Genomic DNA, 18,110 nt, shown 5'->3' on the forward strand with positions numbered 1-18,110 from the left:
TATAGTTTATGTCCTTCAGGGTGATATATGACGAAAACGGGTGTCTGTCTGAATCCGAGTCTCAACCCTTCTTATCGGGCAGGAAGTAGGAAGACGGCTTCCCCAGGAAGAGCTTTGTCACAAACTTATTATTTTTACGTGCTTTTTCCACCAGATAATAGCCTGCGGCATATCCAAGCATTTTCGGATATCCTTTCTGGCCGAGGAGCAATTGATCGTGCAGCGGGTTAGCCCTCGTGATATCAACATTCGGCCCTATCCATTTATCATAATAATTAGAAAGTTCTTTATCATCGTAAGCTTTCGTCCATGAAGCAACATATTCATATCCGCAATACTCCCGCACGGCATGCTCCGCCAGTCCTTCAAATATGATGGAATCCAAAAGGGTATAATCTTCATCTTTTTTGTTCATTCTGTCCATCCTTACACAATGATGATACTCATGAACAAATAACGATTCATATTCTTTCAGGTCTTCCTGTTCAGTCACAAATAAATATATTTCATCCTTGAAACACACTCCCGACTTCTTCATGGATGATTGAAAAAGGCCTCTTTTTTCCTGGACAGGCAAGAGATAAACAGGCACATCGGGGCCATTCCATCTATTTCTGTATACTTTTTCAATTTTCATAAACAAATCCCACAGTTTATTTTTCTTCATCGCTTCATAAATCATTTTGGCTCCTGCTGACGGCCGGTACATTCCATGCTTCATAAGATATTGGTACAAAGATTCATTATCGTCAGATTTCCCCTGCTTCGTCTTTTTTAAATAATTTATCGGATGATCCAGTGAATCCTCTAGCCATTCATCAGTCGGGGCGATTGTCACATTCATCCCTCTTTCTCTTTTTTTAAGATGTATATGTAGAAAAAGAGATTTTAGAAACAACGCAAAGCTGAACAATTGCCATTAAAAAAAGCGCACGGGGATCCCGTACGCTTATTGTATCGTCATGTTAATTTTTATATTTCTTGAAGACAAGTGTTGCATTGTGTCCGCCGAATCCCAGCGAGTTGCTCATCGCCACATTCACTTCACGTTTTCTCGCTTCATTTGCCACATAGTCCAGATCGCAGTCCGGATCAGGCGTGTCCAGGTTAATTGTCGGTGGAAGCATGCTGTCTTTCATTGCCAATACGGTAAAGATCGCTTCGACTCCACCGGCAGCACCCAGCAAGTGCCCCGTCATTGATTTGGTGGAACTCATCGCAAGCTTATAGGCATGTTCACCAAAAACTTCTTTGACTGCCATTGTTTCATATTTATCATTATAAGGAGTACTTGTTCCGTGAGCATTGATATAATCAAGCTCTTCCGGACGAACCCCTCCATCTTCAAGGGCCATTTTCATCGCTCTTGCGCCGCCTTCCCCTGCCGGTGCAGGTGCAGTGATATGATAGGCATCACCCGTGCTACCATAGCCCGTCACTTCAGCATAAATGGTTGCGCCGCGTTTCAAGGCATGTTCCAGTTCCTCCAATACGACAACCCCAGCCCCTTCTCCCATTACGAATCCGTCACGGTTCGCATCGAATGGACGTGAAGCCTTTTCGGGATCTGTGTTGGTTGACAGTGCTGTATTGGCACAGAATCCTGCAACAGACATTTTGGTGATCGGTGCTTCCGCTCCGCCGGAAATCATGACGTCTGCATCTCCGCGCTGAATGACCTTGAAAGCATCACCGATGGAGTTTGTACCCGTTGCACAAGCGGTAACCGTACAAGAGTTGACTCCTTTAGCACCGAGCATGATAGAAACTTGGCCGGTTGCCATATCGGGTATGATCATTGGAACGAAGAACGGACTTACTCTCCGGTATCCGCGCTTTTGAAATGTTTCGTACTGGTTTTCAAATGTTTCCATTCCGCCGATTCCCGATCCGATCCATACCCCTACCCGATGAGCATTTTCATCGTTGATTTCCAGATTTGCATCTTTGACTGCCATCATGGAAGCTGCAACCGCATAGTGGGTGAATCGGTCCATCTTACGGGCTTCTTTACGTTCTACATATTGTTCGATATCAAAATCCTTCAATTCCGCTGCTACTTTCGCAGGATAATCATCGGCATTCAGCCTGGTTAACGGTCCGATACCCGTCTTTCCTTCCAGAATACCGCTCCAGGTCGATTGTACATCATTCCCTAATGGTGTAACCGCACCTAAACCAGTAATGACAACACGTTTTTTACTCATTCGATCCATCTCCTTTAGAAACAATTTATAGAAGAATTACATTTTATTTACCCCAGCGCATGACGATCGCGCCCCAGGTGAGGCCGCCGCCGAATCCTACCATGACTACTACATCGCCTTCCTTGACTCTTCCATCCTGTAGATCTTCAACTAAAGAAACCGGAATGGAGGCAGCTGATGTATTGCCGTATTTATTAACCGTTTTGGACATTTTTTCAACCGGAAGTTCCAGACGCTGCCTTGCAGCTTCCATGATCCTGATGTTTGCCTGATGAGGAATCAGGAAGTCTACATCTTCTTTCTTCAAGCCAGCTTTTTCAATGACATTCACACTGGATTCACCCATTTGGCGAACAGCGAATTTGAACACTTCCCTGCCGTTCATCACAATGTTTTCTTCCTGATACAAGTGTTTCGCTCCTGAACCATCCGCCCCTAGTTCGAAGGCAAGAATCCCTTTTCCATCAGGAACTTGACCGAGTACCGCAGCTCCTGCTGCATCACCGAACAGCACAGCTGTATTTCGATCGTCCCAATCAGTAATCTTTGAGAGCTTTTCCACTCCTACTACCAGAACGTTCTTGTAAGCACCATTATCGATGAATTGTTTTGCCGTGATCATCCCATACATGAAACCTGCACATGCTGCACTGATATCCATCGCTGCAGCTTTCTTCGCTCCCAGTCTTTCCTGAAGGAGGCAGGCAACCGAAGGGAAAGGCTGATCCGGAGTTACGGTGGCAACGAGGATTAAGTCCAGCTCTTCAGGTGAGATCTCAGCATCCGCAATCGCCTTCATTGCTGCCCCGTAAGCCATGTCTGAAGTATCTGTGTCTTCACCAGCTACGCGCCTTTCTTCAATTCCTGTCCGGGTCCGGATCCATTCATCCGAAGTATCAACCATTTTTTCCAAGTCAGCGTTTGTTAAAACTTTTTCTGGAAGGTAACGCCCAATTCCGATTATTCCTGTATTCATACTGGCATCCCCTGCTTTCTTATATTTTCTTACTCCCTATACTATAAGTTTATTATCAATTATTATGACTTGGTACTAATTTTAACGAATATTGATTCTTTGTGCAATATATTTTGTTTTCCCTAATAAAAAGACCGCTCGATATGAGCGGCTTTTTTATTATCCTTGATCGTTATGTAATGCATCTCTTTTCCCTAATTCATATGCTTCTCCCATTACCTGGGTGAACAGGGTCATGAAGGGCTGGATCATTTCCGGGGATAATTCGATGCCTGCCTCATCAAGTGTCTGTTTTGCTTGGGGTAAGTACTTCATTGCGATCTGCATAAATTCCATTGATTTGTCCTGGTTCATTGGTTTGCTTCCTTTCCGTTTGGTAATTTTCCTGTTTCGATATAGTTTTTGACTTGCTGATTGATGGACTTTTGAAAATCCTTTGATATCAGGGGACTGAATTTACCTAATGAAACGGCTCCATCTTTAAAGTCAAATTCGAGGACCCCTGAAGATAGGTCACCCTCGGCAACCTTATCGGCTACCAGTTCATACAGCTTATCCGCATGCTGCACCGTACTTGTTAGTACAGTTGATTCACCAAGGTCAGATTGATCGGATACATATCCGATTGCAAATAATCCTTCCTCTTTCAGTTCTTCGATAACAGCTACATTATAGCCGTCCCCGGCAGGATATACAACATCGGCATCCTTCTTCACGAGCGAATCCAACCGCTCAAGCGCCCTTTCTTTGTCATCCCAGTGATTTGTGTATTCAACAATCACTTCAATGTCTTTATTCTGGTGTTTAGCGCCGTCAACAAACCCTTGTACTTCAGGCTGCCAGTCAAAGGCGGCGATCACACCGATTTTATTCGTCTTGGAATGGTGGGCCGCTGTCATCCCCCCGAAAAATCCCATCGAATACCCTTTGAACGCTAAACTGGTTGTATTTTTTTCAGTTGCCTCTCCATTAAAACTGACAAAATGGATATCGGGATACTCTTTGGCTGTACGGTTAAAAACATCAGCATATTCACTTCCATGTCCAAAAACAAGGTTGACGCCGTCTTGATCGTATTGCTTGATCGCCTGTTCGATTGATGTATCATTGTTCATGCTCTCTTTATAAAATACGTCTACATCGTGTTTTGATTGTATTTTCAATAATCCTTTGTAGCCTTTTGTTCCCCAAACACCATCATTAACGGTTTCCGGGACTAAGAGACCTACATTATCCAATTCATCGGATACATTCTCTTTCATGCATCCGCTCAAGCAAAGTACTAAAATAGCGAGAATAAAAAAGGTTCGTTTCTTTCTCATGTGCAGCAACTCCTTTAAAGCCAATGCAGCGCTGATAAAAAGTATCATTAGAAAAATATTACACCAATATGTCCATTTTACCTCCATCCGTATCCATATAAAAGAAAAACTTTTCTCATTCATTCTTTCAGAAAGAGTTCATCACTAATTTCTGCTCTTTCAATATGGATTCATGACATTTGGAGGGATGGACAATGATGGGTTTCCCTATCATGGACCGTTCTTTCTCAATAGGAGCAAAGGGATCTTCAGTTATATAGGAAAGAGCTTCTTCCCAGCTGTTTTCAGAAAGGGATCTTAAAGAAAAAGTCCCCTGCCTTCCTGAATGTTTCAGGATGGAAATCGCTGCATCTTTCACATATATTGCACCGCTTGGATCATCCTCGTACTTGCTTTCGTTTTCTCTTTTCCCCTCCAGGAGCTGTGCAAATAAGAATTGCGATGGCTGATGGCCCCCATACAGTGTAGGCAGATAAAAAGTGGCGGAAGCTGCATCACTGGAATTGCTGCCGATATTCCTTTCTGTTTGATTCGGGAAAATCCGCACGATTTCCGGAATTCCGTCTTCACCACTCTTGATATTACCGATTACAGATGGGGAAAGGCATTGCAGACTCCTGCCTCCGACTTGGTCATAATAAGGGAGAAACAGCCTGCATTCAATCGGCAGTTCCCGATCCCACTTTTCTACAGGAACATATTGAATGTTAGCGTTTCTCCCGATTTCCATCCATTTATCCCCTGTGTCCACCTCATCATCCACAGCTGTTACAGTCCACCCTTTTTCCAGAAGTGCCCGGCAGAGTTCAAATCCCAAATACTGCTGTGCAGCAAATACAACTGCATGATTCAAATCACTCACTCCTAATCAAGACTATAGTACTTTCTCATGTAAAGAGAAGTAAGAGGCGAATTTCATTCCAAGTGAATCTCTCTTTTCTGGTACAACGTAAAAGAGATCAGTTGACAACCCTTTCTCTAAACGATGTTTATATATATCTTTTATGAGTGAGAATTGATTTTTATAACGATTAACATTATAGGATTGAATGATATAAAGGGGAATGGGGCTGTCCTTAAATGCTGCATTATCATGGTTGGATGGTATGAGCAGCTGTTCATAGTCCTCTTCTTTTATCCCACGAGAAGCCGTTAATTCTTTGAGAAGCTTTTTATAGAAAAATTTTTGTTCTTTTTCATGCTTGATCAGTTCGTAAATAGAAAGACAGGGTGTAAGCATGACCACTCCTCTTATTTCCTTTTCCATTCTGGGATAGAGTTCTTTGAAGACGAGGGCGCCCATCCCTTCTGCAAGAATATGAATCTTGCTGTTGATGATTTCACGCCTTTTTACATATTCGTACAGCCTGCCCGCTAATTCTACTGCCTGTTCGCTTCCCCAATTAGCTCCATAAAGGTTGCTGTAAAAAACAATATACCCTTTTGCCGTTAAATCTCTTATCCATTTTTTCCTGGCTTCGTGCTGATCCCAAAAGCTCGTTTTATGATCGACGTAATGATGGTGGTCACCGAGAATCATTATGGCAAATCCGTTTGGCCTTTCAGGATAATGAATCCTGCACCACTCTTGATCTAACTTAAACAATCGCTGATTCATCGGAATTCTCCTTTTACATAGTGAGTCATTACATGGTATGTAAAGATAAAATTTATGAAAGGAAGTTCGCCTATTTCAAAGGAAAAATACAAACAAGTTATTTGCTGACGGGAAGCGGATGACAGGGGTTACATTTTCACATATTCGTCATTTATTATTCTAAATAGGTGTGGTATGATAAAAAAGATTGAAAATGGTGGCAACCCATATACATATGGATGAATATAGAGGAATGAGGTGACTGGCGTGAAATTTTTCTGGACATTTTTCTGGGCGTTTTTGTTGACTCAGATGTTAAATTACGTTGTTAGTTCAATGAATGGATTATCATTTCATTTTATGACAGGTTTGGTATTATCAGTTGTAATCACAGTTTTACTATTTGTGATGACTTTGATCATCCCGAACGATCCTGTAGAAGATCATCATTAAAAAGCAGCCTTTTTGGGGCTGCTTTTTATATTTCATCTTTATTCTGCTGGATATGCAATTACAGTAAGCTCATTCTTAACCGGATACCGATAGTGTCAGCCCCTGGTCATCTGCATCAATGATGACTTCTTTGTTTGCCCCGATGCTGCCTGCGATCATTTCCCTTGCGAGTTTGGTTTCAACTTCCCTTTGGAGATAGCGTTTTAACGGGCGCGCTCCGTAGACGGGGTCGTAAGCGGATTCTGCAATGAATCCCTTCGCTTTATCTGTCAGATTAATGGTTATTTGCTGTTCCTCAACGCGGGACTGTAATTCTGTGAGAAGCTTTTCGATGATGCCTTTTACATTTTCGATGCTGAGCGGCTTGAATAGTATGATATCATCCACACGGTTCAGGAATTCCGGCCTGAACGAGCTTCGGAGCTGCTTCATGACTAAATCCTTTGTATCTTCATCTATTTCTTCCTGCCCTTTATTTCTTTCCAGCAAGTGTGAGGAGCCTATATTTGAAGTCATGATGATGACAGTGTTCTTACAATCGACGGTTCTGCCTTGTGAATCGGTTATGCGTCCGTCATCAAGCATTTGCAGTAAAATATTGAACACTTCCGGATGGGCCTTTTCGATTTCATCCAGCAGGATGACCGAGTAAGGCTTCCTTCTGATGGCTTCAGTCAACTGGCCGCCTTCTTCATAACCGACATAACCGGGAGGGGCACCGACCAGTCTTGATACTGCGTGCTTCTCCATATATTCAGACATATCAATGCGGATCATCTGCTCTTCACTGTCAAACAGGGTATGGGCAAGGGTCTTTCCAAGCTCTGTTTTCCCGACTCCGGTCGGTCCTAGGAAGATGAAAGAGCCGATCGGCCGGTTTGGATCCTTGATTCCGGCTCTAGCACGGATAACCGCATCACTGACAAGCTCGACTGCTTCATCCTGGCCGATGACGCGTTCATGCAGTATTTTTTCCAGTTTAAGGAGTTTTTCCCTTTCCCCTTCCACCAGTTTGGTTATAGGGATCCCCGTCCATCTGGCTACTATGTTTGCGACTTCTTCTTCCGTCACTTCTTCTCTCAGGAGCCTGCCTTCCTGTTCTTCCATCATTTCCTGCTCAACAGTTTGCAGTTCCTTTTCCATGGCTGGTATCTTTCCATGACGCAGTTCTGCTGCCCTGTTTAAGTCATAATCGCTTTCCGCCTCTTCCAACTGCCGTCTAAGCTTCTCCAGCTCTTCCCTCTTCTCCTGGACAATCCCAATGCTTTCTTTTTCTTTTAACCACTTAAGCTTCATCCCATCGGCTTTTTCTTTCAGATTGCTTAACTCTTCTCTGATACGTGCAAGGCGTTCCTTGCTTTGTTCATCTTTTTCCTTTGTCAACGCTGCTTCCTCGATTTCCAGCTGCATGACTTTCCTTGTCACTTCATCAAGCTCGGTTGGCATCGAATCTATTTCAGTCCTGATCATGGCACATGCTTCATCAACGAGGTCTATTGCTTTATCTGGAAGGAAGCGATCGGAAATGTACCTGTCCGACAATTTTGCCGCTGCAACGATTGCCCGATCGTGGATATTGACTCCATGGTGAATTTCGAATCTTTCCTTTAACCCCCTCAGGATAGACACGGTGTCTTCCACATCCGGCTCCTGTACCATCACTTGTTGAAAACGCCGTTCAAGCGCCGGATCTTTTTCGATGTATTTTCGGTATTCGTTCAATGTTGTGGCCCCGATACAGTGGAGTTCCCCCCTTGCAAGCATAGGCTTCAAAATGTTGCCGGCATCCATGGCACCTTCTGTTTTTCCAGCCCCTACAATCGTGTGCAGTTCATCGATGAATAAAAGGATCCTTCCTTCGCTTTTCTTCACTTCCGTCAGGACCGCTTTTAGTCTTTCTTCGAATTCTCCGCGGAATTTTGCACCGGCGACGAGTGAACTCATATCAAGTTCAAAAATAGTTTTATCCTTCAGCCCCTCAGGAACGTCCTTTCTGACAATCCTCTGGGCAAGTCCTTCGACGATGGCTGTTTTTCCTACACCCGGTTCTCCGATCAAAACAGGATTGTTTTTTGTTTTTCTCGAAAGGATGCGGATCACATGGCGGATCTCACTGTCCCGGCCGATGACGGGATCTAGCTTACCGGATTTGACTTCCGCTACAAGATCCCTTCCATATTTTTTCAGAGCTTCATATGTAACTTCAGGATTTTGTGTACTCACCTTTTTTCCCCCTCTTACGGAAGTGATGATTTCTGAAAGCTTATCTTTGTTTATACCTCTTTCTTTCATATATACAGTGATGGCATGATCCCTTTGTTGGGACAGTGCGAGGATCAAGTGCTCAATGGATAAGAAATCATCCTCCCACTTTTTTTGAACTATTTCACTGTCTTGTAAAAGGCGGTTCAATTCACTTGATATATAGTTGCCATACTGGACCCCGCTTCCCTCAACCTCAGGGATGCCCTTAAGCTGCTTATCCAGGAAATCATTTAAATCCGCCGACCTTACCCCTGCCTTTTCATATATGGAGGGAAGCAGGCCTTCCCCCGTTTGGTTCAGCGCTTTCCATAAGTGTAAAATCCGTATCTCAGTGTGCTTATACTCTTTTGCGAGCTGCCCTGCAGAAGCAAGGCCTTCTTGAATGCTGTGTGTCATGGATTCATAATTCATCTTTAAACACCTCTATTGACCTTCATTGACCTTTGTACCTATTATATATCCTATCCACAAAAAAGAAAAAGAACAAGGATGACCGGTTGAAAGGAAAATGTAGTATGTTCATTCCCTTTATATCAAAACGGTAATCCTTGCTCCTGGCCTGTCGTTATGGTTTTCTCATATATGTCCAATGGCGGTTGTGGTTGGAGTTCTCAGGAAACCGGTCTCCCGCTTTCATTTTTAGCTTTTGAGGATTGTTTACATTGCTGCCGGTTTCACCAATTTCGATATAGATCCCATTGTTCGGAGCTTTTTCTCCGCCCCTGAAATGTCTTGGTTGTCCCATTCATGATACCTCCTCGTTTTGAAGCATCGCTTCTTTCTTATTTTCTTCATAGGGAGATGGTTCATGCATGCCATTTGGAGGTAACCATTAGATTACGGTTTGGTTAACATTCGGAAAAAGTCTTTACAGTTTGTACCTGTTTGGTGTTAAATAAAAAAATGTGGAGAAATAAGGCTTGGAGGATATACAATGGATTTTTATACGATAGTGAAATACTTATTCTTAGGGATTTTCCAGGGTTTTACTGAACCTATCCCGATTTCATCAAGCGGGCATCTCGTACTCGCCCAGCACTTCCTGGGCATTGAAGAACCAGGACTGACTTTTGAAATATTGGTGAATACTGCATCTCTCTTCGCAGTTCTTTTAGTATATCGCGAAGATATTTGGCGTTTGATTGTAAATGGTTTAGGCTACTTTAAAGAAAAAACACCGGAGAACAAACGCGATTTTCATTTTATCGTGTACTTGATCATCGGTACGATTCCAGCAGGTGTGATCGGAATCGTTTTCGGCGATGTGATTGAGGAGCATCTATCTTCTGTTGTGACGATAGGAATCACTCTCATTATTACCGGGACTGCGCTGTGGCTCATCCGTAACCTTCGCGGGAGTAAAAATGACGGAGACTTGAACGTGAAGGATGCCTTGATCATCGGTCTTGCGCAGGCAGTCGCACTGATTCCGGGAATCAGCCGTTCCGGTGCAACAATTGTTGCCGCAATGGCCCGCGGAATGAAAGCAGAGACAGCTTTACGCTATTCGTTCCTTTTATACATCCCTGTCAGCTTTGGAGTGATGCTGCTTGGCATCAAGGATCTGATTGAAGTTCCGCCTGCAGCATCGATGACCGTTCCTTACGTGCTGGCATTCCTGGGATCATTGATTGCTTCGTATTTTTCATTGAAATGGTTCATGAATATTATGGTCAGAGGAAACCTGAAATATTTTGCTTTTTATTGCTTGATCGTCGGGTTACTCGTTGTGATTTTTATTTAAAATTGAAAAAAGCCCCTTTTCAATCGATATTGAAAAGGGGCTTTTTTATGATCATGTGATACCCAGAGCGATTTTCGCATAGCGTGACATTTTGTCTTTGCTCCATGGCGGATTCCAGACGATATCTACTTCTGTTTCTTTCACTTCAGGGATATCGCTTAAAGCGGTCTTGACTTGGTCTACGATCGTTCCGGCCAGCGGGCAGCCCATTGACGTTAGTGTCATGGTAACGGTCGCTTTACCTTCTTCATCTAGATCGACATCATATACCAATCCTAAATTGACGATATCTATTCCCAGTTCAGGGTCGACAACTTGTTCAAGTGCACCCATTAAATTATCTTTAAGATCCTGATCCATCGTAACACTCTCCTTCACTCATCTTTATCTACCATTCATCTTAACAAAGAAACGGCCTGAAAACAAAAGGTTAAGCCGAAAGATGTTTTTCGAACCATTCCACCAGCTTCATGACACCTTCTCTGGAGACCTTATGATCTGCTTTATCATCAGCAATGAAGAGGATATTATCTTCATTTCCCTCGTAGGCAGGAAGAATAGCCTTGTAAAACTCCTCTGTCAAATGGAAAGGGACAACCTTGTCTTTTCTTCCATGCCAGAACATGAGCGGACGTCCATTCAACTTTTCCGGCTGGAGGCTCAAATCATATTTTGACAGTTCATCAAGGATCGCCTTCACTTCTTCCTCACTGAACGGCAGCTGATATCCAGCTGACTTCAAGTGAGCAAGCTGAGCCTTTGCAAATTTAACATAAGATGGGTTCCCCATGAGAGAAACGGCTGAAGAAATCCAATCATACTGAGTCAGCGCTCCCAGTGTCACGATGCCGCCCATCGATGTTCCCGCAACGCCAATTCCGTTATCAATCAGCAAGCCTTTTTCCTTAAAATGACTCTTTAGTATGGAAAGTTCATGGATGCTGTTCAAGACTATTTTCCAGAATACCCCGCCTAATTCTTCTTCTGTTTTACCTGTCGCCCTTTCTCCATGCTCCAGGCAATCCGGCAGTACGACTCTGAAGCCTTTTTCAGCAAGGTAATAAGCATAATGAAGATTATGCTCCTTGGCACTTGTGAATCCATGTATAAAAAAGCATAATGGCAGAGGTTGATTTCTTTCCTCTTCCTTTACTAAATGCAGATATGGGATTTTTTCGATATACGACTTCTCAATTACGATCATGATCAGCTGCTCCCTCCTGTACGCTTATAACACTATTATGATATCCTAGATTTTACAGGTTGTATATTAATCAGCTCCTGTATTTTCAATAGAATTGATTCACGACATTTCAAAGAATTGGGGATAATACGTTATGACTTTACATGAAAAACACTTAATCGTATTAGATTTGGACGGTACACTTCTGACCGATGAGAAAAAGATTTCATCTAAAACTCTTCATACATTGACAGAGGCAAGGAAACAGGGTCATGAAGTGATGATCGCGACCGGCCGTCCTTACCGTGCAAGTGAAATTTATTATAAGCAGTTGAATTTAGGTACTCCCATTGTCAATTTCAATGGGGCTTTCACTCATCACCCTATAGATGAGAATTGGGGTACTTATCATACCCCGATGGATTTACATGTATCCAAGCAGATCATTGAAGCTTGCCATGACTTTCCGTTCCGCAATATCATCGCTGAAGTGAAGGATGATGTGTACCTCCACTACCATGATGAAAAGCTCATAGATGTTTTCATGATGGGCAACCCGTCCATTTCCACGGGGGATATACGTGAATTTCTCACTGAGAATCCCACTTCCATGCTGATCCATGCTGAGGAAGAAGATGTGAAGGATATCCGCGCACATCTTGATAAAGTCCATGCAGAAGTGATCGATCACCGCAGGTGGGCTGCTCCCTGGCATGTCATTGAAATTGTTAAATCCGGTTTAAATAAAGCTGTCGGGATTGAGAAAGTTGCTTCCTCTTTGAATATCCCGCAGGAGCGCATCATTGCATTCGGAGATGAAGACAACGATTTTGAAATGCTTGAATATGCAGGAACCGGCATTGCAATGGGGAATGCCATCGAAAAAGTTAAAGAAATCGCCAATGATGTCACATTGACGAACGAAGAAGATGGAATCGGAGTATACCTGCAAAAGCGCTTTAATCTTTGATGGCAGGAGTGGGAATTTTTTTTACTGTAAACACGGCCGACTTAAGCCATACTACAAAAGAACACAATTTGTGTTCAAGCTTGTAAAAGGGGTGGTTGCAGTGGGTAGAAATAAATCCAAACGATTTGTACAACAAGGTAAAGTTGCTGTTGAAAAGCATGATGAACGGATTCCATACCACTTGACATATGCTGAAGCAGAGGCGAACAAGCTGTCATCCAAAGCTGAAGACTCCTCTTTGGGAGGAATATAGATGAGCAATCCATTATTCCGACAGGCACGACAGGCCGTCAATTCTGCGAAGCAGACAGCATCTCAAGGCGGTAATGCAGAAGAATCGATCAACAAAGCAAAAAACGCCTTATCTTCTGCCTATGCGAATAGCAATGCAGCAGAACAACACCAATTACGCGCCCTTCAGGATGAGCTGAATACTCTTCAATAAAGCAAAAAAGGTTGACCTTCCAAGACGGGAAGGTCAACCTTTTCTTCTTTTGCTGAACTAATCTCTCCTGAAGAATCCAAAGATGCCTGTCGTCTGCACGATATTGGTGAAGGCGTTCGGGTCGACTTCTTTTATCGTATGCTCCAGCTCATACAACTCATAACGCGAAATGACAATGATCATCATTTCTTTCTGCTCTCCGGAAAAGGCACCTTTTGCAGGAAGAGTAGTAATTCCCCTCATCAATTTCGAGTGGATGGCTTCACGGAGCTCCTGGGATTTCTTTGTGATGATCATTGCCGTCAATTTCTCATGACGGGTATGGATGGCATCGATGACACGTGTGGAAGCATACAGCGTCACGAGTGTATACAACGCTTTTTCCCAGCCGTATAAAAAGCCGGCAGAGATAATGATGAAAGCATTCATGACAAAGAAATAAGAGCCGACCGGCCTATCTTTCATACGGGAGAGGATCATGGCGATGATATCCATACCGCCTGTTGATGCCCCCCACTTCAATGTAAGACCGACCCCGACAGCTGCAATTACACCGCCGAAAACGGCATTCAGCAAAATATCCGGTGATAAATGAATGACCGGGATCACTTCGAGGAAAAATGAAGTCAGAAATACAGAGATAAAGCTGTAAACAGTAAATGATTTACCCACCTTGAACCATCCGATAATGGTTACAGGAATATTCAATAAGAATAATAAAATACCGGTTGATACGTTAAACTGTGTAAATTCTTTGATGATGCTTGATAATAATTGTGCCATACCGGTAAAACCGCTCGCATAAACGTTTGCCGGTATCAAGAAGAAGTTCATGGCGATCGCTCCCAAAACCGCACCGATCAGCACCACTACAAACTTTTTCACTTCCAAATGCACACTATCCCTATTCATGCACAGACCTCCCCTGTTGTGTAGTATCTACTACTAAATATGTTCCACAAAATATCATAACTAAACTCTCCCTCAAATTCACCTGCTCAACGGTTTTTTTTGCAAAAATAATCTGTAAGTAACATATTCCGGATAAAGTTTCACTTCTGTCTTGCAGCGAAGACTATCCAGCGTTGATTGGATTGCAAGACGAAGACTCCCGCTGGAAGAGTAGCTCATTTGAAAAGCGGAAGAGCTTAGATCAAAATAGATAAGCATAACATGAATGATCCTGAAAGGTGTTCTTTGTTTGTTTCGGTTCATTCTTCTAATAATTTGGATATTTTTTCTAAGTGATGGAATTAATCCGGAAATTCAAAGATTATTCCTCAGAATTCGAAGATTATTGTCTGGAATTGAAAGAAAAAGGCTGGTTTTCGAAAGATAATAGCCAAAATTAAAAGATTCCTTCGAATCAACCCGTCCCTCTGGCTGCACCATAACACTCATCAAGCCAAACCGCTGATTTACAGATAATATTTTTCGTACATTGAGTCATGAACGCTTCTAACCTCCATAAAACATTCAAAAAAACAAATCAGGCACCCGAGAGATAGACCCCGGATCCGGGGAGGGAATCTGCCGCCAGAATGCCATGAGGCTCACGGTCTACCGGCGGAAAGCGAAGTCATGCACGAAAATCATAAATGGAATCAATGTTATTATGGGAAATTAGACAGGATTAGATTGTCATTTCACCAAAAAATAGCTAGACTAAAGCTATAAGTTAAAGATAAAAGGATGAGAAATGATGACAGTAAAATTATTTGCCGACAGTGCAAGCGACCTGCCGAAAGAATTTTTCAAACAGGACAACATAGAATTTTTCCCACTTAAAGTACATATCGAAGGACAGGATTACGAAGACCTCATCAGCATCGAACCCAAAAAGGTATTTGACAAAATCCGTGAAGGCCATATGCCTAAAACGTCTCAAGTATCACCGGAATCCTTCCTGAAGAAGTTCACGGAAATCGCTGAGAAAGGGGAAAAAGGAATCTATGTCGCCTTCTCTTCCCAACTATCTGGAACGTATCAAACTGCCGTGATGATCCGTGATCAAGTAAAAGAAGAACATCCCGGGCTTGACCTTACCATCATCGACTCCAAGTGCGCTTCCCTCGGCTACGGCCTTGTGGTCAAGAGTGCCCTGACAGCCCTGAATGCAGGCGCTGACCATCAAGAAATCATTGATACAATCAACTATCAGGCAGAGCATATGGAACATCTTTTTACCGTTGAGGATCTTGATTATCTAGCCAAAGGCGGCCGTGTTTCAAAAGCCTCTGCTTTTTTGGGCGGACTGCTTAATATTAAACCCCTTCTTCACGTCGAAGACGGTAAGCTTGTACCGATCGAAAAACTCAGAGGCAAGAAGAAACTCCTCAAACGAATCCTTGAACTGATGGAAGAACGCGGTTCCGACCTCTCAAAACAAACAATCGCCATCAGTCACGGAGATGATGAAGAGCTTGCCTTCGAAATGAAAAAGATGATTGAAGAAAAGTTCTCTCCGAAAAATGTTTATATCAATATTATTGGATGTGCCATCGGATCTCATACAGGAACAGGGACATTGGCAGTATTTTTCCTCCGATGACACTCATAAACCTTCCTTCAAATTGTCATACTAAATGAGAAACTGTTTATAGTGAAGGGAGTGCATACTATGCCGCACACATCTGATAATGACAAAAAAGCGAAAGACAACCAGGCCCTGCATGAAGAGAAAAACAAAATGAAGGAACAAAACCGCCAAGGCGGAAAGAATCAATACTCCAAAAAGACCGACCACCTCTAATACGGACTGTATTTGAATCAACCGGCCACCTGACAACAGGTGGTCTTTTCATTTCAATCATCCTCCATCATAGTTGTGCATTACTAAGGGACTCCGATATAATATTAGAAGAATATAGTAATGGAGGGAACTACATATGGCAAAAGAAAGCTCTTTCGATATTGTATCAAAAGTCGACATGTCCGAAGTAAGCAACAGCATCCAAATTGCATTGAAAGAAATCCAGACCAGATATGATTTCAAAGGAAGCAAAAGCGATATCAAACTGGACGGGGAAGAAATTGTTTTGATATCTGATGACGAATTCAAAATGAATCAGCTGAAAGATGTCTTATTAAGCAAATTGATTAAACGCAGCGTACCGGTTAAGAATCTTGATTACAGCAAGCTGGAAGGTGCATCCGGTGGCACAGTGCGCCAGCGCGCAAAGCTCGTACAGGGAATCGATAAAGAAAACGCGAAGAAAATCAATACAATCATCAAGAACTCCGGTGTCAAGGTAAAGAGCCAGGTCCAGGATGACCAAGTCCGTGTCACCGGAAAGAGCAGAGATGACCTGCAGAAGATCATTTCAGCCGTAAGGGAAGCGGACTTATCCATTGATGTCCAATTTGTAAATTTCCGCTGATTTGTTATCTTGCATAGTCTGATGGGTAAACTATACTCATTAGACTTTTTTTATATTCTGCACTAATTATGAATCATACTAGAGACGTATACGGAGGAGAAATATGAATAAGAAAATTATCGTTATAGGAGCTGTCGGCGGTGGCGCCACAACTGCTTCACAACTAAGGAAGCTGGACGACAAATCAGACATCATTTTACTCGAAAAGACTTCTTATCTTTCATACGGAGCCTGCGGGATGCCTTACTATCTCGGGGAAGTAATCGAGGAACGAGAAGATTTATTTGCTTATACCCCCGAAAAGCTGCAGTCCAAGAAAAAGATCGATGTGAGGATGCAGCATGAAGCCGTAAAGATTGACCGGGAAAAGCAAACCCTTCACATCATAGACATTCTTAAGAATCAAGAATATCAAGAAACCTATGATGCACTAATCATAGCAACAGGTGCATCCCCATTCGTCCCTGAAATAGACGGCCTTGATACCATCCCTTCCTTCACTCTAAGGACGGTCGAAGACATGGATAAACTAAAAAACTACCTGGTAACGGAAAAGCCGGCAGCCGGGGCCATCATCGGCGGCGGGTTCATCGGCGTAGAAATGTCCGAAAACCTCACCCGCCTCGGTATCAACACTTGTATTGTTGAGCGTTCAAACCATGTCCTCAACATCATTGATGAAGAATCGGCTTTGAAGATCCAGGATCACGTAAAAAGAAAAGGTGTTACGTTATATGTTGAAAACGGACTGCATAAAGTCACTTCTGCATCGGAAATCCTGCTTGATAATGGAGAAAGAATTAAAACTGATTTTATTCTTTTATCAGTGGGGATAAGGCCTAACAATTCACTCGCAAAGGATGCCGGGCTTACGATCGGGGATTCTGGCGGCATCAAAGTGAACGAGTATATGCAGACGGATGATCCATCCATTTATGCTGTCGGTGATGTAGTCGAATCATTCGACCGGATCGACGGCAGCCCTAAACAGGTCCCGCTTGCCTGGCCGGCACACCGCCAGTCCTATATCATCGCCAAACACCTGACAGGCAGTCCGGTCTCTTTTGGAGGGATGCTCGGAAGTGCGATAGCGAAAGTATTTGATTTAAGCATCGGCTCGACCGGATTGGGTGAAAAGGAGCTCACTGAACGGAAAATGAAATATAAGACTGCTGTACATGAAGGGAAATCACACGCAGGATATTACCCGGACAGCAAGGATGTTTATGTCAGGGTCCATTTCTGTCCCTCCACCGGTAAAATCTTTGGAGGAAATGTCGTCGGAGGCGAAGGAGTGGATAAACAGATTGATGTCCTCTCCACAGCCATTACAGGCGGACTGACAATCTTACAGCTGCAGGAAATCGAAACCTGCTATGCCCCTCCATTCTCTTCCCCTAAGGGCCTGCTGAATATGATCGGCTACAAGGCAGAGAAGATGATGGATTCGTGATTCACGGAACAGACCCAGAGCGGGTCTGTTTTTTTGAAGGGCCAGATTCCAAAAATGCCGGCAAAAGATGTTAATAATTGCACTCATCGGGTAAACACTAACCTAAGAATAATTA

At 43.1% G+C, this 18,110-nt stretch carries 21 protein-coding genes; 9 read left to right on the top strand and 12 right to left on the bottom strand.

What is annotated here, in order from left to right; all coding sequences use genetic code 11:
- Positions 1 to 61 precede the first annotated feature (61 nt).
- From ACKA06_RS06310 to ACKA06_RS06340, 7 genes are all read right to left on the bottom strand, one after another.
- The gene (locus ACKA06_RS06310; protein ID WP_052011657.1) at positions 62 to 844 is read right to left on the bottom strand and encodes a DUF2268 domain-containing protein; all 783 of its coding nucleotides are present in this window, start codon (positions 842 to 844) and stop codon (positions 62 to 64) included.
- A gap of 121 nt (positions 845 to 965) precedes the next feature.
- Positions 966 to 2,207 carry a beta-ketoacyl-ACP synthase II gene (gene fabF, locus ACKA06_RS06315; protein WP_411159291.1) on the bottom strand — a complete coding sequence of 414 codons (1,242 nt, stop codon included), beginning with the start codon at positions 2,205 to 2,207 and terminating at the stop codon, positions 966 to 968.
- Positions 2,208 to 2,250: 43 nt separating this feature from the next.
- The gene (locus tag ACKA06_RS06320; protein ID WP_032089174.1) at positions 2,251 to 3,183 is read right to left on the bottom strand and encodes a beta-ketoacyl-ACP synthase III; all 933 of its coding nucleotides are present in this window, start codon (positions 3,181 to 3,183) and stop codon (positions 2,251 to 2,253) included.
- Positions 3,184 to 3,342: 159 nt separating this feature from the next.
- Positions 3,343 to 3,537 carry a ComZ family protein gene (locus ACKA06_RS06325; RefSeq protein ID WP_032089175.1) on the bottom strand — a complete coding sequence of 65 codons (195 nt, stop codon included), beginning with the start codon at positions 3,535 to 3,537 and terminating at the stop codon, positions 3,343 to 3,345.
- Positions 3,534 to 4,505 carry a BMP family ABC transporter substrate-binding protein gene (locus ACKA06_RS06330; protein WP_058298241.1) on the bottom strand — a complete coding sequence of 324 codons (972 nt, stop codon included), beginning with the start codon at positions 4,503 to 4,505 and terminating at the stop codon, positions 3,534 to 3,536. The genes ACKA06_RS06325 and ACKA06_RS06330 overlap by 4 nt, the downstream gene beginning before the upstream one ends.
- Positions 4,506 to 4,632: 127 nt before the next feature.
- A complete protein-coding gene (locus ACKA06_RS06335) occupies positions 4,633 to 5,358 on the bottom strand; it encodes a hypothetical protein (RefSeq protein WP_411159292.1) in 726 nt (241 codons plus the stop codon).
- Between the two features lie 21 nt (positions 5,359 to 5,379).
- Complete coding sequence (locus tag ACKA06_RS06340; protein ID WP_032089178.1) at positions 5,380 to 6,123, bottom strand: hypothetical protein; 744 nt, start codon at positions 6,121 to 6,123, stop codon at positions 5,380 to 5,382.
- 246 nt (positions 6,124 to 6,369) lie between these two features.
- Here ACKA06_RS06340 and ACKA06_RS06345 point away from each other — a divergent pair, with 246 nt between their 5' ends.
- Positions 6,370 to 6,555, top strand: a complete 186-nt coding sequence (locus tag ACKA06_RS06345) for a YjzD family protein (protein ID WP_032089179.1) — start codon at positions 6,370 to 6,372, stop codon at positions 6,553 to 6,555.
- A gap of 75 nt (positions 6,556 to 6,630) precedes the next feature.
- Here ACKA06_RS06345 and clpB read toward each other — a convergent pair whose 3' ends face one another.
- Both clpB and ACKA06_RS06355 read right to left on the bottom strand, forming a co-directional pair.
- The gene (gene clpB, locus ACKA06_RS06350) at positions 6,631 to 9,231 is read right to left on the bottom strand and encodes an ATP-dependent chaperone ClpB (protein WP_411159293.1); all 2,601 of its coding nucleotides are present in this window, start codon (positions 9,229 to 9,231) and stop codon (positions 6,631 to 6,633) included.
- Between the two features lie 154 nt (positions 9,232 to 9,385).
- Positions 9,386 to 9,565, bottom strand: coding sequence for a YjzC family protein (locus ACKA06_RS06355; RefSeq protein ID WP_032089181.1), 180 nt, complete (start codon positions 9,563 to 9,565; stop codon positions 9,386 to 9,388).
- A 189-nt stretch (positions 9,566 to 9,754) separates the two neighbouring features.
- Here ACKA06_RS06355 and ACKA06_RS06360 point away from each other — a divergent pair, with 189 nt between their 5' ends.
- A complete protein-coding gene (locus ACKA06_RS06360; RefSeq protein ID WP_058298237.1) occupies positions 9,755 to 10,564 on the top strand; it encodes an undecaprenyl-diphosphate phosphatase in 810 nt (269 codons plus the stop codon).
- 51 nt (positions 10,565 to 10,615) lie between these two features.
- Here ACKA06_RS06360 and ACKA06_RS06365 read toward each other — a convergent pair whose 3' ends face one another.
- Both ACKA06_RS06365 and ACKA06_RS06370 read right to left on the bottom strand, forming a co-directional pair.
- Complete coding sequence (locus ACKA06_RS06365; RefSeq protein ID WP_032089183.1) at positions 10,616 to 10,924, bottom strand: metal-sulfur cluster assembly factor; 309 nt, start codon at positions 10,922 to 10,924, stop codon at positions 10,616 to 10,618.
- A 70-nt stretch (positions 10,925 to 10,994) separates the two neighbouring features.
- Positions 10,995 to 11,768, bottom strand: coding sequence for a prolyl oligopeptidase family serine peptidase (locus tag ACKA06_RS06370; protein ID WP_197670663.1), 774 nt, complete (start codon positions 11,766 to 11,768; stop codon positions 10,995 to 10,997).
- Between the two features lie 133 nt (positions 11,769 to 11,901).
- On the opposite strand from ACKA06_RS06370, the gene ACKA06_RS06375 reads away from it, so the two are divergent.
- The 3 genes from ACKA06_RS06375 to ACKA06_RS06385 all read left to right on the top strand — a co-directional run bounded on the left by ACKA06_RS06375 (position 11,902) and on the right by ACKA06_RS06385 (position 13,162).
- Positions 11,902 to 12,717: a Cof-type HAD-IIB family hydrolase gene (locus tag ACKA06_RS06375; protein WP_032089185.1), complete on the top strand. Its 816-nt coding sequence runs from the start codon at positions 11,902 to 11,904 to the stop codon at positions 12,715 to 12,717.
- A gap of 100 nt (positions 12,718 to 12,817) precedes the next feature.
- Entirely contained in the window at positions 12,818 to 12,970 is a 153-nt protein-coding gene (locus ACKA06_RS06380) for a hypothetical protein (protein WP_169792806.1), read from the top strand.
- Positions 12,971 to 13,162 carry a DUF3813 domain-containing protein gene (locus tag ACKA06_RS06385; protein WP_032089187.1) on the top strand — a complete coding sequence of 64 codons (192 nt, stop codon included), beginning with the start codon at positions 12,971 to 12,973 and terminating at the stop codon, positions 13,160 to 13,162.
- A 57-nt stretch (positions 13,163 to 13,219) separates the two neighbouring features.
- Here the strand turns inward: ACKA06_RS06385 and ACKA06_RS06390 are convergent, their stop codons facing one another.
- Positions 13,220 to 14,074 carry a YitT family protein gene (locus ACKA06_RS06390; RefSeq protein ID WP_032089188.1) on the bottom strand — a complete coding sequence of 285 codons (855 nt, stop codon included), beginning with the start codon at positions 14,072 to 14,074 and terminating at the stop codon, positions 13,220 to 13,222.
- A gap of 790 nt (positions 14,075 to 14,864) precedes the next feature.
- On the opposite strand from ACKA06_RS06390, the gene ACKA06_RS06395 reads away from it, so the two are divergent.
- The 4 genes from ACKA06_RS06395 to ACKA06_RS06410 all read left to right on the top strand — a co-directional run bounded on the left by ACKA06_RS06395 (position 14,865) and on the right by ACKA06_RS06410 (position 17,995).
- Positions 14,865 to 15,713 carry a DegV family protein gene (locus tag ACKA06_RS06395; RefSeq protein WP_411159294.1) on the top strand — a complete coding sequence of 283 codons (849 nt, stop codon included), beginning with the start codon at positions 14,865 to 14,867 and terminating at the stop codon, positions 15,711 to 15,713.
- 69 nt (positions 15,714 to 15,782) lie between these two features.
- The gene (locus ACKA06_RS06400) at positions 15,783 to 15,914 is read left to right on the top strand and encodes a DUF3941 domain-containing protein (protein WP_098151218.1); all 132 of its coding nucleotides are present in this window, start codon (positions 15,783 to 15,785) and stop codon (positions 15,912 to 15,914) included.
- 136 nt (positions 15,915 to 16,050) lie between these two features.
- A complete protein-coding gene (locus ACKA06_RS06405; RefSeq protein ID WP_032089190.1) occupies positions 16,051 to 16,542 on the top strand; it encodes a YajQ family cyclic di-GMP-binding protein in 492 nt (163 codons plus the stop codon).
- A 103-nt stretch (positions 16,543 to 16,645) separates the two neighbouring features.
- A complete protein-coding gene (locus ACKA06_RS06410; protein WP_411159295.1) occupies positions 16,646 to 17,995 on the top strand; it encodes a CoA-disulfide reductase in 1,350 nt (449 codons plus the stop codon).
- The last annotated feature ends 115 nt before the right edge of the window (positions 17,996 to 18,110 follow it).

It is taken from the genome of Rossellomorea oryzaecorticis (genome assembly GCF_045897515.1).
In the GTDB taxonomy this organism is placed as follows: Bacteria; Bacillota; Bacilli; order Bacillales; family Bacillaceae_B; genus Rossellomorea; species Rossellomorea enclensis.

What these genes read in the sequence shown, in the direction of transcription:
- ACKA06_RS06310 (WP_052011657.1), bottom strand. Translation starts at nt 844, where the DNA reads ATGAATGTGACAATCGCCCCGACTGATGAATGGCTAGAGGATTCACTG.
- fabF (WP_411159291.1), bottom strand. Translation starts at nt 2,207, where the DNA reads ATGAGTAAAAAACGTGTTGTCATTACTGGTTTAGGTGCGGTTACACCA.
- ACKA06_RS06320 (WP_032089174.1), bottom strand. Translation starts at nt 3,183, where the DNA reads ATGAATACAGGAATAATCGGAATTGGGCGTTACCTTCCAGAAAAAGTT.
- ACKA06_RS06325 (WP_032089175.1), bottom strand. Translation starts at nt 3,537, where the DNA reads ATGAACCAGGACAAATCAATGGAATTTATGCAGATCGCAATGAAGTAC.
- ACKA06_RS06330 (WP_058298241.1), bottom strand. Translation starts at nt 4,505, where the DNA reads ATGAGAAAGAAACGAACCTTTTTTATTCTCGCTATTTTAGTACTTTGC.
- ACKA06_RS06340 (WP_032089178.1), bottom strand. Translation starts at nt 6,123, where the DNA reads ATGAATCAGCGATTGTTTAAGTTAGATCAAGAGTGGTGCAGGATTCAT.
- clpB (WP_411159293.1), bottom strand. Translation starts at nt 9,231, where the DNA reads ATGAATTATGAATCCATGACACACAGCATTCAAGAAGGCCTTGCTTCT.
- ACKA06_RS06355 (WP_032089181.1), bottom strand. Translation starts at nt 9,565, where the DNA reads ATGGGACAACCAAGACATTTCAGGGGCGGAGAAAAAGCTCCGAACAAT.
- ACKA06_RS06360 (WP_058298237.1), top strand. Translation starts at nt 9,755, where the DNA reads ATGGATTTTTATACGATAGTGAAATACTTATTCTTAGGGATTTTCCAG.
- ACKA06_RS06365 (WP_032089183.1), bottom strand. Translation starts at nt 10,924, where the DNA reads ATGGATCAGGATCTTAAAGATAATTTAATGGGTGCACTTGAACAAGTT.
- ACKA06_RS06370 (WP_197670663.1), bottom strand. Translation starts at nt 11,768, where the DNA reads ATGATCGTAATTGAGAAGTCGTATATCGAAAAAATCCCATATCTGCAT.
- ACKA06_RS06375 (WP_032089185.1), top strand. Translation starts at nt 11,902, where the DNA reads ATGACTTTACATGAAAAACACTTAATCGTATTAGATTTGGACGGTACA.
- ACKA06_RS06385 (WP_032089187.1), top strand. Translation starts at nt 12,971, where the DNA reads ATGAGCAATCCATTATTCCGACAGGCACGACAGGCCGTCAATTCTGCG.
- ACKA06_RS06390 (WP_032089188.1), bottom strand. Translation starts at nt 14,074, where the DNA reads ATGAATAGGGATAGTGTGCATTTGGAAGTGAAAAAGTTTGTAGTGGTG.
- ACKA06_RS06395 (WP_411159294.1), top strand. Translation starts at nt 14,865, where the DNA reads ATGACAGTAAAATTATTTGCCGACAGTGCAAGCGACCTGCCGAAAGAA.
- ACKA06_RS06400 (WP_098151218.1), top strand. Translation starts at nt 15,783, where the DNA reads ATGCCGCACACATCTGATAATGACAAAAAAGCGAAAGACAACCAGGCC.
- ACKA06_RS06405 (WP_032089190.1), top strand. Translation starts at nt 16,051, where the DNA reads ATGGCAAAAGAAAGCTCTTTCGATATTGTATCAAAAGTCGACATGTCC.
- ACKA06_RS06410 (WP_411159295.1), top strand. Translation starts at nt 16,646, where the DNA reads ATGAATAAGAAAATTATCGTTATAGGAGCTGTCGGCGGTGGCGCCACA.